Genomic DNA, 13985 nt, shown 5'->3' with positions numbered 1-13985 from the left:
TTATAGTAGAGCGTCTATACGACCCTCTAGTGCTTTGATTTTACCATTTAGACGATCAGTCTCTTGTCTGTGTTTAGTATTTCTCTGTTTTAGAACTTTAAGCTCATTTCTAAGTTTAGTAAGCTCTTCACTCAGAATATCAACATTACCAAGTGCACGTTGAAGTTGTATCTGATACTTTCTGATTAGCATCTCTGCTTCTCGAAGCGTTAACTTCATCAAGTCGTTACCTCTTTGCTCTTTGTTTGTAATACTTTTAAAGTAATACATCTTAACAAATAGATAAACGGATACAATTGATAATATTGTTAAAAGTGACCATTCCCAAAACATGAGCTTTCCTTGAAATTGTTTTTTACTAAGCGTTTATCGCTTCGATTTTATCAACACGACCGCAGTGTCTTCCACCATCAAAACTAGAAGCTATCCAAGAATCTAGTATAGACTCAGCTACACCTTTACCCACGATTCTCTCACCAAAACATAAGATGTTAGCGTCATTGTGACCACGAGCTACCATAGCAGTGTAAGCATCGTGACAAAGTGCAGCTCTGATGCCAGTGTGACGGTTTGCTGCCATACTCATACCTATACCTGAACCACAAATAAGAATTCCCTGAGAAGTTGGATCTCCTAGAACAGACTCAGATACTTTAACAGCATAGTCTGGATAATCAACTCTATCCTTTGAAAAAGGACCAAGGTCAATAACCTCATGTCCCTTTTCTTTTAGTAGTTCGACTGTATAGTCTTTTAAATCAATTCCCGCATGGTCTGTAGCGATGTAAAACTTCAATATTTGTCCTTTTTATTAATTATGTCAATAGTTGTAAAATGGCTTGTACCGGCATTAAAAGCAGGTAGTTTTTTAGTGGTGTCATTAGAATGATTAAAACTACTATAATTCCGTATCTTTCATTTTTGTAAAAAAACTCTGCAACAGCATTTACTCTATACTTTAGAGCAAGATGCATTAAAAAGTGTGCTCCATCAAATTGAGGAATAGGAAGTAAGTTAAATACCCCTAAGACAACATTTATGATTAGAAGCTGAAACACAAACATATATGCAAATATATATACTAAACTATCAGCAGTTGTAGGCTGAGCCATTGCGATTACAGCTACAGATGCTAAAGTAGCCATTGTAAAGTTGTAAACTATTCCTGCAAGGTCAACTTGCATAGCAGCGTTATACCCACCGCTTCTAATAACAGTAGCCGTATTTATAGGTACAGGTTTCGCCCAACCAAATAAAAATCCGCTTTCTCCACCAAGAAGCATAGGTAAGAAGTACATTGTCGCTGGAACTATAATAGTACCTACTAAATCAACATGAATTAATGGATTTATAGATAGTCTTCCTGCATTTTTAGCAGTTGTGTCTCCATACATGTATGCAACCCAACCATGCATAATCTCATGCCCGATGATTGCTACTGCAAGTGCTAGTACTGCTGCTAATATTTTTAGTAAATCAATAGATTCCATGGTCATCTTTATCTATTTGTAATCTCTCTTTTCTTGCTAAGTCAAGATGTGAAACTGATTCTAAATCTGTCGGAGTCTTGCCGATTCTATCCCATCTGATTTCCCATTTATCATTTACAGAGAAGTAAACAAACCAAGGAGTTCCTTCGATGTTGTCATAAGGAACTGCTCCCCAAAAACGACTGTCGTTTGAGTGGTCTCTATTGTCACCCATCATAAAGTAGTTACCTTTTTCAACTTTTATAGGAGAGAAATAAAATAGTGGCATCGGATATCTGCCGTTGTTTACAATCTTTTCATCATGGTGAATACCTGGATGATCTTTCATGTAAGGATTTTTAACCCAAAGCTTTCCTGCAAAAACTATGATTTCAAAACCTTTGAAGTTCTCTTTTATCCACTCGTCACCTTCACTGTGATGAATGTATAAGTTTTTTTCAGAAACAAATAGCTCATCTCCCTCAAGTGCTACACATCTTTTTACAAAGTGCTGTTTTGGATTACCAGGGTACCTGAAGATTACAATATCTCCACGCTCCGGTGTATCACCATCAACTAAACGAAGCTTATCGCTCCATGGCATGATTGACATCTCCAGAAAAGGAATGTGCGGCATAGAGATGCCATACGCAAACTTTTTAGCAAAAAGGTGGTCACCGATGAGAAGTGAGTCTTTCATTGAACCAGATGGAATTCTAAACGCTTGTGCGATAAAAAATATGATGAATAGAACTATGATTATAGTTCCAGTCCAAGAGTTTGAGAATCTATAGGCCTTTTTTATAACTTCTTTCATTAAGCTTCACTCTTTTCTAAAAGTTTTTTTGCATTCATTTTTGCAGCTTTTACAGTGTTGCTGAGAAGCATAGCTATAGTCATTGGACCGACACCACCTGGACTTGGAGTAATATATGAGCTTTTTTTACTTACATTTTCAAAGTCAACATCACCTACAAGTTTACCTTCTGGAGTTCTACTTACACCGATATCTATAATCACAACATTGTCCTTGACCATATCTTCTGTTATAAGGTTGATAACACCAACACCAACTAAAACAACATCTGCTGCTAAAGTGTGTTTTTTCAAATCATCTGTAAAGATATGACAGATTTCAACTGTAGCATTTGCATTTAAAAGTAGGGCAGCCATAGGTTTTCCAACTATATTTGAAGCACCGACTACTACACAGTTTTTACCTTTTACATCTATGTTGTATTCACGTAAGAGTTCCATAACTCCAAGTGGTGTGCATGGAACAAAGCCATCTAGACCTGTAGCAAGGCGACCAACATTAAAAGGATGAAAACCATCAACATCTTTAGCTGGATCAACAAGCTCTAAAAGTTTAGTTGTATCTATATGTTCAGGTAGAGGAAGCTGAATTAAGATTCCATCAACATTTGTATCATTGTTTAGCATTACGATAGTTTTTTCAATAGCTTCTTGAGATATTGATTCTGGCATATCATGAGTGATAGAGTAAAAACCAGCTCTGTCACAAGCTTTTTTCTTCATGTTTACGTATGCAGCACTTGCTGGGTCTTGACCAACTAAAACAACTGCTAAACCAGGCGTACACCCGCAAGTTGACTTTAGGTTTTTAACTTCTTGACTAACTTTTTCTTCTATTTTTTTTGAGAGTGCTCTACCGTCTAGTATCTGCATTTAAACCTCATGAATATTTTTTTATTATTATACCCATCAAATTATAATAAGGCGCTTTAGGAGCTATCTATCTGTTATTATCATACTCATCAAATGATATTTTTTCTTTCCACTCAACGTGATTTTTGCCAAGCTGGTAGCCAATGTTGTAGAGTTTTGTCATCTGTTTTGAGTTAAACTCTGTAGGTTCGATTACGACGTCTGTCATCTTCTCTGGGATGGTCGCCATTTTGAATTTAAATCCTTTTTTCTTGCAACTACTGTAGAGTCTATAAACGCTTCTGTCAAAGAGCAGATCCATCTCTGTTAATACATAGGCTTCTATGATGCTAAAAGGTGCTTGTTCTACCGGTTTATAGATATCCCTTTGTCTGTACTTTCTGTTTGAAACAGTGTAGAGCGTAACGTCGAAGTCAGTGTTAGCTGTTTTTTTAAAGTCCAAAACTTCTCCCCAGTTAACAAGCAGGCCAATCATAAAAACCTGAGAGTAGATGCCACCGTCTATGTGCATCTGGTAGTAGTCTTGACCATCTGCTTCTACTTTTATATATTGTGGTGGCAGATAGATAGGCAGAGCAGAAGATGCATAGACTATGTCACAAAACCTTTGATACTTATCAGGTTTGTCACTAGAAGCTATAGCTCCCATATCCCAAACTATAAGCTGTCCCGTATCTATGTTAGTAGTTCCTATGTAGAGACGACGACCTTTTTTATGCTCTAAGGCTACCTTGTCTAAAAAAGCTTTGTCAAAAGTTCGTTTAAAAAGTTTTTTGAGTGGTTTGGCATTCATGATATATCCGTAGCCGAAGAAGCTCGTCCATGATCTTTCAAATATATCATCAGTATGCATTTTTGTATAGAAATATTCAACTTTTTTTAGTTCATCTTTACCTAAAAATATAAATGGAGCCATAACCGCACCGGTAGAGATTCCAGTTACTATGTCGAAGTTTGGAATGTCACCTTTTTTTGTCCAGCCAATAAGAAGACCTGTACCAAATGCACCGCGTGAGCCACCACCTGTAAGGGTTAAAATATCAAAAGGGACTTTGCCGTTACTTTCGCTGTATCTATTGGCTTTTTGAGTTAAAATACTTCCTAAGGAGTTTTTTATAGAGGATTTGTCTTTAGAGTTTATGTCTAAATCTATTGCACCCCAAGGGAGTTTATGAGCGTGAGCATCCGGAAGTGCCGGTGGTCTTGTTGTGCAACCTAAAAATAGTATAGGAAGTAGTATAGATAAAAGTATTTTTTTCATATTAAGCCTATTAATTATTTATTTTATTTTTACTAATGGAAAGCCTTGACCTAGAGGTGATATATACGGGTATTGAGCACGTTTAAACACTTTTTCTGCTATCTCAGGGACTCTGTCTTCTACGAAGTTTGCAATCTCTAATGTTTTTATATATCCATCGTTGTCGGCATCTGCCTTGCCGTTTAGTCCATCAGCGAGCACATACGTTAGTAAACCATGTCCATTGTAGCCCTCTAGTGCCTCTTGAGAAGACGATGAAGCGGAAATAATAGTAGAACCGACTGCACGACTTAAAACTTTCATGGCAGTTGTCTCTGTAAGTCCACGTGTAAGAAATGCCACCTCAAGAGTTTTCCCTAATTTTCCTGAGTTGCAAGTATCTAAAATGATAAATTTTTTAGTTGTCGGTATATTTGCTATTAGGTCACGAAGTGTCTCTTGATTGATAGCCTCTTTCTTTATTCCACGACTAGATAATGCTCCTACATTTGAAGTTATCATATGATATCTTGCCTCTTCAATCATCCCATGACTAGCGACAAAAAAGATAAATAAATCATTTGGAGATATGTTTTGCATATCTTTAAGTGCTTTGGTTATATTTTCTTTTGAGGTTGCATCTTTTGAAGTGAGTAGTCTTATATCAACTTCACCATATAGATGCTTAGTCCTTTGTTTAATGGTTTTTGCAAAAAGTTTGGCATCATCTACTGCGTATTTTAGAGCTATAGATGGATTCTTATATTCATTTATACCAACTACAACTGCATATATATTTGGCTTTATTATAGGGTTGTAAGTAGATATTACAGCCAAGATTTCTTCACTAGATGCCATAGTGTTTTGTTCATTATAGACTATGGCTTTTATACTATGTTTTCCTTTTGTTAGTTTTATAGTATAAGTTTTAAGCACGATGTTTTTGTCTTGCGCTTTTTTAAGTCCACGATCACCATCTGTTTTAATCAGTACATCGTCTAGATAAAGTCTTATCTGACCTATACCCCCGGAGTTTGGAGTTATTTTAAGAGTTACTTTTAGCTCTTCTTTGTCTATATTCTCTTTGGTATCTATGATTGCTACTTTTTGTGCTGGCTTAATTTCACTTATTTTTAATCTAGGCATTTGTTCTGATTTAGCTTTTACAGTTTTTATGATTGGTTTGGCTTTTAACTCTAAAGATGATTCTTTATATGCATAGTTAAAATTTTCATTTATGCCACTTATGCTTTCGCTAACTATATCAGGTCTATAAAATATTTCGTAGTACTGGTCTATTGTGGAGATTTCCATCGTGTTTGTCAGTATATTCAAATGCTTAGTCCCACTAGCAGTTGTATCAAAGTAACCTTCGGGAGTTATACTTATAGAACTACCATCTTCAAAAGAGATTATGGACAACAGCTCTTTAGCTTCTTTTATACTCCAGTATTTTATAACACCACCTTTGTCATATGAGATAAGGTACTCTCCATTGCCACTTAAGTCAAAACCTTTAACTCCAGAAGAGTGACCTTTGAATGTTTTAATTAATTCACCTGATTGAATATCCCACTGCTTGATTGTTCTGTCATTGCTTGCTGAAAAAAGATATTTATTATCACTAGATATTTGTATATGATATAGATAGTTTGTATGACCTTTGAATGATTTGATAAATTTAAATGTTTTCAAATCTAGAATATCTATATTATTGTTCCAACCTGCAACTATTACATATTTGTTATCTGTTGTAATATCTATGGACCTTATGTTGTGAGAATAGATGCGAGTGTTTATTTCTTTAGCTGTTTTAATATCCCATAACTTTATATTTTTGTCCGAACTTACAGATACTAAATATTTATCATCAGAAGAGACTTTAAGTGTATCTATGGAAGACGAATCTTTTTTAGTATCTACAATAAAACTATCAATAATCTTACCAGACTTAATATCCCACAGTTTTATAGTCATATCATCACTCGCTGAAATAAGATATCTTCCATCTGAGTTAGTGGTGATTGAGGTAATACTATTTGTATGACCTATGAATTCTTTTATTTTTTTCCCTGATTTTATATCTGATAGAAGTATTTTGTACAGAGAAGTTGATAGAATATACTTCATGTCTTTTGTTATTAAGACTTCACCCTGTAAATCTTTATATTTTTTTATATTCCCAAAAAGACCAGAATCCATAGTGTAAACTAATCCAGCATATATTCTTTTATTATCCCTGCCAAAAACAGATCTATTGCTGACAATAACAGATCTATTATCTGGGCTAAATCCCACTGAACGAACTATAGCTGGGTTAACCATAGCTATATTGAGTTCTTTTCCATAGTTCGTATCATTATTTATATCTAGCTTATATAGTTTTTCATTTACTCCCAAAAGGGCATAGTTTTCATTTGGATATAAAGCTAAACAATGTCCATATTCCCCACGATCTCGTTTAAACTCTTTTATTTGTTTACCACTTTCTAAATCCCATAATATAATACCATCAATAGATAGTGATAGAAGCTCTTCATTATCTTTTAGTAAAACCATATCAGTAATTCTACTTTTATGACCTTCTAGTGTCTGCACTGCTTCAGCATTATCTATATCCCATATTTTTATACTACCGTCAGAACTTCCTGTTAGGAGTTGTTTGTTGTCATTAAATATTTTAATATATCCTACGTGGTTTGTATGACCACTAAAAATTTTGTTTTCTTCACCTGTTTCAATATTAACCATCTTTATTTTATGACCTGGAGCATTTACAAAAAAGTATTTGTCATTTGCATCTATCTGAACGTTGTTTAAACCCTCTAGACTTATATTGTATTTCCTTAGTTTTTTACCTGTTTTTAGGTTCCAATATATAACTTCACCTTGAAGTTTTTTATTAATATCTGAAGCACCTACTGAGAAAGCATATGTATCATCTTTCATAACTGATATTCCCGTTAAGACTCTACTGTGCCCATTAAATGTTTTAATAAGCTTTCCAGTTCTAATATCCCACAGTTTCATCGTACTATCGTAGCTACCTGAGAGTATATGTTTACCATTTGATATAATCTTGATAGATATAATAGACCTAGTATGGCCAACGAATGTGCGAATGTTTTTACCAGTTTTTATATCCCATAATTTTATATCATAATCACCGCCAGCTGATAAGGCATATTTACCATCAGGAGTAATAACTACTTTTTCTATATTAAAACTATGATTGATTGATACGTAGGGCTTAGTTACTTTGAAGTCTGGATCACTATAGTCAATTACTTTTGTAGTCTCTGTATTACCAAATATATTAGATATACTAAAAGCTACAGCTTCAGTTTGGATTTGATTAAAATAAGAAATTAATATAATTGAAAAGGTTAAACTAACTAGTTTTTTAAACATACTGCTTCCTCTATTAGTGCAATTTATGTAAATATTATCTAAATAGAATAAAAAAATTCTTATTAGTGGTCTATGCATATAGTAAATTAATGATTTAAAGCTCATAAATTATTTTTTTGTTATTATATCATCATATATTTAGAAGGTCATTTTATGAGATATCTGCTGCTTTTTACTTTTCCTTATTTCTTGTTTGGAGCAACTTCGTTTATAACTCCGCTTGAATATGCATCTCAACTCTATAAAAATCCTAGGGGAATTGGCTGTCATCATTGTCACGGTGAAAAAGGCGAAGGAAGACTTGTCGCAAGTTATATAGATAAAAAAGTGAAAAAAACTTTTGAAGGTCCTGCTATAAACAGTCTAGACTTTAATGTTTTTTATAATGCGTTAGAGAAGAGAAAAAATGGAATGCCAATGTACTTCTTAACAAAAAAAGAGGTTCAAGCACTCTATCTTTATCTTCAACAAAATAGGGATAAGCCAGATGCTAAGTAAAATAGAAAAAGCCTTCCAAGAAAGAGATTTAGTAGCTCTAGATGCATTAGCAGAACCGACTTTTAGAATTCTTAACAAACGAAGTGATTTTCGTTCTGTTTTAATGCTCTCATGTAATAATCTAAAGCATCTAAATAAGATAGAGAATCTTGATGCTGACTGCATCATGCTAAACCTTGAAGATGGTGTAAGTAAAGAAGATAAGCATTTTGCACTTGTTTTGTGTGCAATATTTTTAACTAAACATAGAGAGTGCAGTAAAAAGCTTGTTGTCCGTGTTAATGCACTAGATGAGGGTGGATATGAAGAGATAACCTATTTAAACCAGTTTATGCCGGATGCCATAAGAGTTCCAAAGATTAAAAACAAAAAAGAAGTAGATAATGTTCTTGCTCTTTTAAATGAAGATATAGAGTTGCATCTCTCTATTGAAACATCGGAAGCTTGGCATAACTTAGCAACGCTAAAAGGTAATCTTAGAGTTACTACTTTTTATCTTGGCATCTTGGATCTTTTTGCAGATATGAAACTATCCCAAAGCCTTATTAACCTAAACAACCCTACCATGCTTTATATGCTCTCACACTTTCTGATTACTTCAAGAGCTATGAAAGTAAAACCTGTATCTTTTGTATACCAAGAGTTTAAAAATCTAGATGAATTCTCTCTTTGGATAGAGTTAGAGAAAAGTATGGGTTATGACTCAAAGGGGTGTATTTCGCCAGATCAGGTAAAGCTTGTAAATGAAATATTTGTTGATGAAGAAGCTCAAATAAACAGAGCAAAAGTCATAGTTAAACTCTTTGAGATGCACCGAGATACTGGAGTGACAGGTTTTGTGGATGAAGAGTATGGATTTGTTGATGAGCCCATATATAAGGGCGCCTTAGCACTTTTGAATATTAACTAATATCAAAATATTTAACTATTATTTTATAAAAAAGGACTAGTGATGAAAACTGTAACGTACAATAATCAAAGCGTTTTTACATCCAAAGCAGTCTGTGTCGGACGAAACTATGTTGAGCATATAAAAGAGCTTGGAAATGAGACACCAGAGAGTATAGTCCTTTTTAATAAGCCAAATTCTGCCATAAGTGATGAGCTATATTACTTTAGTGAAGACACAAGATTTGAAGGTGAGATATGCTTTTTAATCAAAGATAAAAAGATAGCAGGTGTCGGTTTTGGACTTGATCTTACAAAGGCAAATATCCAATCATACTTAAAGTCAAAAAGTCTTCCTTGGGAGAGAGCAAAAGCTTTTGACAGCTCTGCTGTTTTTAGCGAGTTTGTAGCTTTTGTGGGTGATATTAAAAAGCTTGCTCTTGTGCTGTACATAAACGACAAGCTTACTCAAGAGGCGACTTATGATCTTATGATACATAAACCTGTTGAGATTATAAATGAGATAGAGACTTTTATGAGCTTGGAAGATAATGATATCATAATGAGTGGTACTCCAAAGGGTGTTAGTAACTACAGAGTTGGTGATGTCTTTGTCGGAAAAGTGTTTTACGGTGATGAACTACTTGTTGAGCGGGAGTGGGTTGTTAAAACTTATAACTAGCGATGGCACGAAAATAAGCGGCGTCACTCTTAGTGCTTGTGTAAGCTAGGTTTTCATATCTTAGATATATAGAAGCTTCTTTAGTGAAGTCGTGTTTAAAGTGAAAATAATAAGCATTAAAGCCATCACCTCTAGGGTCATTCACTTGGGTATTTGTCAGTCTAAATCCAAGTTCGCTTTGATGTGAGCCTAAAGGAAGATTGTAAGTACTCTTTAGCATCCAAGTCTCAGGTTTGTAGTTTCCACGACCGTTAGCTATCATAGAAGTTGTATAGACCTTTGCTAGACCACCATATCCTTTTACTATACCGCTTAGACCGAAATTCTGAGAGTAGTTTATAGATATCATCCAATCTTCTGTATCAACAGAAGTTCTTAATGCCAGAAGGTTAATATCATCTCCGCCATTTCTATTTTGGGTAACTGCATACTTTCCGCCATCTCCACTATTGAAGTACTGGGCACCTACGCAAAAGAGTGCATTTTTATCTACAGATAGTTCATAATCCGTCTGTGCTACAAATGTAGAGTATAACTCAGGAGCATAGTAATAAAAAGCTTGAGCTTTTAGCCCATTTATACCAGTGTAATGAGCAGACAACATACTTATCCCACTATCTCCAAACTCACCACTGGCACTCTCTTGTTTATAAGTATCAGATGTAAAAGAGCGTATAGCATTAATATAGTAGAGTTGAACTTTCAGGTCTTTTATACTCTCACCTGTGTAGGTAAAACCTTGATAACTCCATGGAACTATTCTTGTCGTGTCATCATTCATCATCGGTGTTTTTAGCATAAAGTTACCAAGTTTCATTACTCTACTTTTTGTTTTGTAGGCTAGGAATGACTCACTAATAGTAGTTAATGCATCTGCATTTTTGTCATTGTTAAATAGAGCTGTAGCTCCTTTGTTTAGATTATCGCCAACAGGATTTGATGTGTGAAATCTAACAGATGCAAAGAATGAATTTTTAGTGTCAGTTGTGTATTTTAGGTAACCACCGAGTGCTGTAGCATAGGCATCTAGACCAGTTTCTTTGTTGATATCATAGAAAAATAGTTTTATCTCTGCATCAACATTACCATTAGAGAAGGCTTCTTCTAGTTTTGAGTCTGCCTCAAGAGTAAGAGTTACAAAGATGAAGAGTAAACAGCTGAGTTTATATTTTGGCATCTGTCACTTCTAAAACATATAGTCTATATATAGACGTGTATCAACAAAATCATCAGTGACTTTACTAAAAGAAACGCCGTGTTTTGCAATGTATGCGGCATAATCATAATCTGTTTTAAAGTCATCATATGCAATTCTAAATTGAATACTGAGACCTTTCATCTCTGTAAATATACCAAATCCATCGTTTTTGGTAAAAGAGTATCTAAAATCAAATGTGGCTTCACTTCTATCTTGGGCGGCATCTCTATCATTCACGGAGTCTGGCATATCATAGTTAGCGTATCTAAACCTAATAACTGTGTTATCAATTAAGCCTAATCGACCTAGTTCAAATTGTGCACCGACACCTATAGACTTTGTTCCTGCGATTTCTGAATCTTGAACTTGAAAGGAGTTGAACATTTGTGGAGTACCCCACCTAACAAAAATAGTACCGCCATCATAAGATTTTTCATTGTATGCTACGTTGTTATAAGCTCCAAAAAGTGTTATACCATTTTTAAATGCGCCTTGAATCTTTAGTCCATAAAAAGATGTATCAATATTTCCTGCTACATGATTACCTACATCTTGCTGTTTTGCGTATTGAGCTGCTGTAGTAAGAGTAAACTCTTTACTTATTTTAAAATTATAATCACCATATAGATAGAGAGTATTAACAAAATCACTAACATAGTAATCCCATACTTCCATGCTAAGGCCATTTTTGTTTAAGGCAAGTCCTATCATTGCCATAGATTTATTAGCGCCACTATAGCTTCCGGAAGTGTAGTTGCTTGGATTATAGCTACCTCTGATGCTTGATTCATTTACACGGGCTGATCTAACCATATCTTGAAAATCTTCAGCATTTCTGGCTTTTTGAGAATTTATGTATCCTAGATTTAGTTTTAAACCATCGTACATAGTATTTTCATAAGTAGTACCTTCGTGTGTGTAAGGAGAAAAACGGATGTTAGATAGTGATACAAATCTATAGTCTGGCATCTCTCTTCTTCCATAGTGCAGATAGTGTTCTTCAGTTCTGTACTTTATATATGCTTCACCTAAAACAGCGTAAGAATTAGCAGTTCCGCCATCTTCGTTTAACCCACCGAGACCTAGTCTATCGTCTGGATTATTTCCTATTTTTTGTGCAGTGTAAAATGTAGCACCAAGAGATATGTTGTTAAATTTTGCAGTCTCATAGCCTAGATAGCCACCAATTGCAGAGTACTGCTGTACAGAATTTGTTATTGCTGAGCTCTCTCTGGAGCGGTAGTTTGTATCTCTGTGTTGGGCGCTGTATCTTATGAGTCCCTTAAAATTACCATTTTTAAACATATCACTTAGTGAGACTGTCTGCTGAGAAACACTTTTCACTAAAGGTTTTATGGCAAGTGAATCTCCAGCAAGACGAGGGGCTTCATATTGGGTGTCGTCGCTATTTATATTTTTATCATTGCTAGCGAGAGCATTTATGGATAATAGGCATGAAAGAAGTATAATTGTTCTTAGCATAGTTAAATCCTTATAATATTAATAGTAACCACCCTGTACCAATAGTAAGAAAAACTACTGTGTTGATTAAAGTTATTATACCACCGACTTTATAAATTTCTCCAGGTTCTAAATAGCCACTACCTGCATAGATAACATTTGCAGAAGAACCTTGTGGTGTTATGATGGCATTAAAGTTTGTAGCAAAGAGAAGCATTAAAGCCATAAGTTCTGGAGGAACTCCTGCGCTGATAGCTACACTTAAAAAAACTGAAAACAGAGCTAGCATCTGAGCTGTCTGAGATACAAAGAAGTAGTGTATAAGAACATAAGCAATGGTAAGACCTACATATACCACAGGCCAATCAAGTCCAACAACCATATCTGAAATATGAGCACCAACCCAGCCCATAAAGCCAAGTTTATCAAGGTAGACACTCATAGCAAAAAGTATAGAGAACCATACTAGAGTCGAGAGTGCATTCCCTTCTCCTCTCATATCTTCAAGTGTAAAGATATTTGTAACCATTAAAACACCAAGTCCTAAAAAGGCAACTGCTGTCTTATCCAGTCCCCAACTTCCAGACATAACCCATAAAAATACCATACCAACAAAGGTAGCTGCCATAATCCATTCATTTTTATGAACTGGACCCATATGTTTTAATGCCTCTATCGCAATTGCAGGAGCTTCAGGTGTCTCTTTAATCTCTGGTGGATATATTTTAAAAATCACCCAAGGAACAAGAAAAAATAGAATAAGAACAGGAAGAGATGCACCAAGAGCCCATGAACCGTAAGTGATTTCAACTCCAAAATCTTTTGCCATTTTAGCACCAGCTGGATTTGCAGCCATCGCTGTTAGCCATAGAGTAGAAGATAGTGTAAGTCCAGCCATTGAGGACATCATCAAAAACGAACCTAGTTTTTTACGAGTTCCGTCTGCTATCTTTGAACCACTGTCAACTGAGAGAGCATTTACTATAGGATATAAAACCCCTGAACGTGCGGTATTACTTGGAAAAGCAGGAGAGATAAACATGTCAGCTGCTATGATAGAATAGGCAAGACCGAGACTTGATTTGCCAAATCTTTTGATGATCAAAAAAGCGATTCTTTTACCAAGACCTGATTTTATAACCCCTCTTGCTATTAAAAAAGCAACAATAATAAGAAGTATAAACTCTTCTGAAAAACCGCTGTAAGCTTGGTCAGTTGTTAGTGTTCCTGTTAAAACAGAAACAGATAAGGCTAAAATAGATGAAGTAAATATCGGCATAGCTTTTATTATTACAGCTAGAATAGCACTTATAAATATAGCAAAGAGTTGCCATGCCTGTGGCTCTAGACCACTCGGAACCGGGGAGAACCATATTGTTGCTCCAAAGGCAAAAATAAATAGTTGAAGATAGTGTTGCTTCATCGTTTGTAATGGGTGGTGTGACATAA

Annotated in this window: 13 protein-coding genes; 3 read left to right on the top strand and 10 right to left on the bottom strand. The window is 35.0% G+C overall.

Going from position 1 to position 13985, the window contains the following annotated elements; genetic code table 11:
* From SMGD1_RS13815 to SMGD1_RS13785, 7 genes are all read right to left on the bottom strand, one after another.
* A complete protein-coding gene (locus tag SMGD1_RS13815) occupies positions 1–333 on the bottom strand; it encodes a hypothetical protein (protein WP_008337590.1) in 333 nt (110 codons plus the stop codon).
* A 25-nt stretch (positions 334–358) separates the two neighbouring features.
* Positions 359–796, bottom strand: coding sequence for a ribose 5-phosphate isomerase B (gene rpiB / locus SMGD1_RS13810; RefSeq protein WP_008337231.1), 438 nt, complete (start codon positions 794–796; stop codon positions 359–361).
* 19 nt (positions 797–815) lie between these two features.
* Positions 816–1490, bottom strand: a complete 675-nt coding sequence (locus tag SMGD1_RS13805) for a site-2 protease family protein (protein WP_008337190.1) — start codon at positions 1488–1490, stop codon at positions 816–818.
* Positions 1477–2286: a signal peptidase I gene (gene lepB / locus SMGD1_RS13800; RefSeq protein ID WP_008337123.1), complete on the bottom strand. Its 810-nt coding sequence runs from the start codon at positions 2284–2286 to the stop codon at positions 1477–1479. Before lepB ends, SMGD1_RS13805 begins: the two co-directional genes overlap by 14 nt.
* Positions 2286–3158: a bifunctional methylenetetrahydrofolate dehydrogenase/methenyltetrahydrofolate cyclohydrolase FolD gene (gene folD, locus SMGD1_RS13795; protein ID WP_008337386.1), complete on the bottom strand. Its 873-nt coding sequence runs from the start codon at positions 3156–3158 to the stop codon at positions 2286–2288. Before folD ends, lepB begins: the two co-directional genes overlap by 1 nt.
* A gap of 67 nt (positions 3159–3225) precedes the next feature.
* Positions 3226–4419 carry a patatin-like phospholipase family protein gene (locus tag SMGD1_RS13790; protein WP_008337578.1) on the bottom strand — a complete coding sequence of 398 codons (1194 nt, stop codon included), beginning with the start codon at positions 4417–4419 and terminating at the stop codon, positions 3226–3228.
* 18 nt (positions 4420–4437) lie between these two features.
* Positions 4438–7809: a caspase family protein gene (locus SMGD1_RS13785; protein ID WP_008337212.1), complete on the bottom strand. Its 3372-nt coding sequence runs from the start codon at positions 7807–7809 to the stop codon at positions 4438–4440.
* A 153-nt stretch (positions 7810–7962) separates the two neighbouring features.
* On the opposite strand from SMGD1_RS13785, the gene SMGD1_RS13780 reads away from it, so the two are divergent.
* The 3 genes from SMGD1_RS13780 to SMGD1_RS13770 are packed head-to-tail and all read left to right on the top strand — an operon-like array spanning position 7963 to position 9877.
* Complete coding sequence (locus tag SMGD1_RS13780) at positions 7963–8307, top strand: c-type cytochrome (protein WP_008337586.1); 345 nt, start codon at positions 7963–7965, stop codon at positions 8305–8307.
* Positions 8297–9217 (top strand): HpcH/HpaI aldolase/citrate lyase family protein, encoded by a 921-nt coding sequence (locus SMGD1_RS13775; RefSeq protein WP_008337616.1) that lies wholly within the window; start codon positions 8297–8299, stop codon positions 9215–9217. Before SMGD1_RS13780 ends, SMGD1_RS13775 begins: the two co-directional genes overlap by 11 nt.
* A 42-nt stretch (positions 9218–9259) precedes the next feature.
* Positions 9260–9877: a fumarylacetoacetate hydrolase family protein gene (locus SMGD1_RS13770; RefSeq protein ID WP_008337575.1), complete on the top strand. Its 618-nt coding sequence runs from the start codon at positions 9260–9262 to the stop codon at positions 9875–9877.
* Here SMGD1_RS13770 and SMGD1_RS13765 read toward each other — a convergent pair.
* The 3 genes from SMGD1_RS13765 to SMGD1_RS13755 are packed head-to-tail and all read right to left on the bottom strand — an operon-like array spanning position 9861 to position 13983.
* The gene (locus tag SMGD1_RS13765; RefSeq protein WP_008337417.1) at positions 9861–11054 is read right to left on the bottom strand and encodes an OprD family outer membrane porin; all 1194 of its coding nucleotides are present in this window, start codon (positions 11052–11054) and stop codon (positions 9861–9863) included. The genes SMGD1_RS13770 and SMGD1_RS13765 overlap by 17 nt on opposite strands.
* A gap of 9 nt (positions 11055–11063) precedes the next feature.
* Positions 11064–12557, bottom strand: coding sequence for an OprD family outer membrane porin (locus tag SMGD1_RS13760; protein ID WP_008337613.1), 1494 nt, complete (start codon positions 12555–12557; stop codon positions 11064–11066).
* 10 nt (positions 12558–12567) lie between these two features.
* Positions 12568–13983, bottom strand: coding sequence for a DASS family sodium-coupled anion symporter (locus SMGD1_RS13755; RefSeq protein WP_008337337.1), 1416 nt, complete (start codon positions 13981–13983; stop codon positions 12568–12570).
* Positions 13984–13985 lie beyond the last annotated feature (2 nt).

Origin of the sequence: Sulfurimonas gotlandica GD1 (assembly GCF_000242915.1) — a bacterium.
GTDB classification, from domain to species: domain Bacteria; phylum Campylobacterota; class Campylobacteria; order Campylobacterales; family Sulfurimonadaceae; genus Sulfurimonas; species Sulfurimonas gotlandica.
This window is presented reverse-complemented; position numbering and strand designations above follow the sequence as displayed.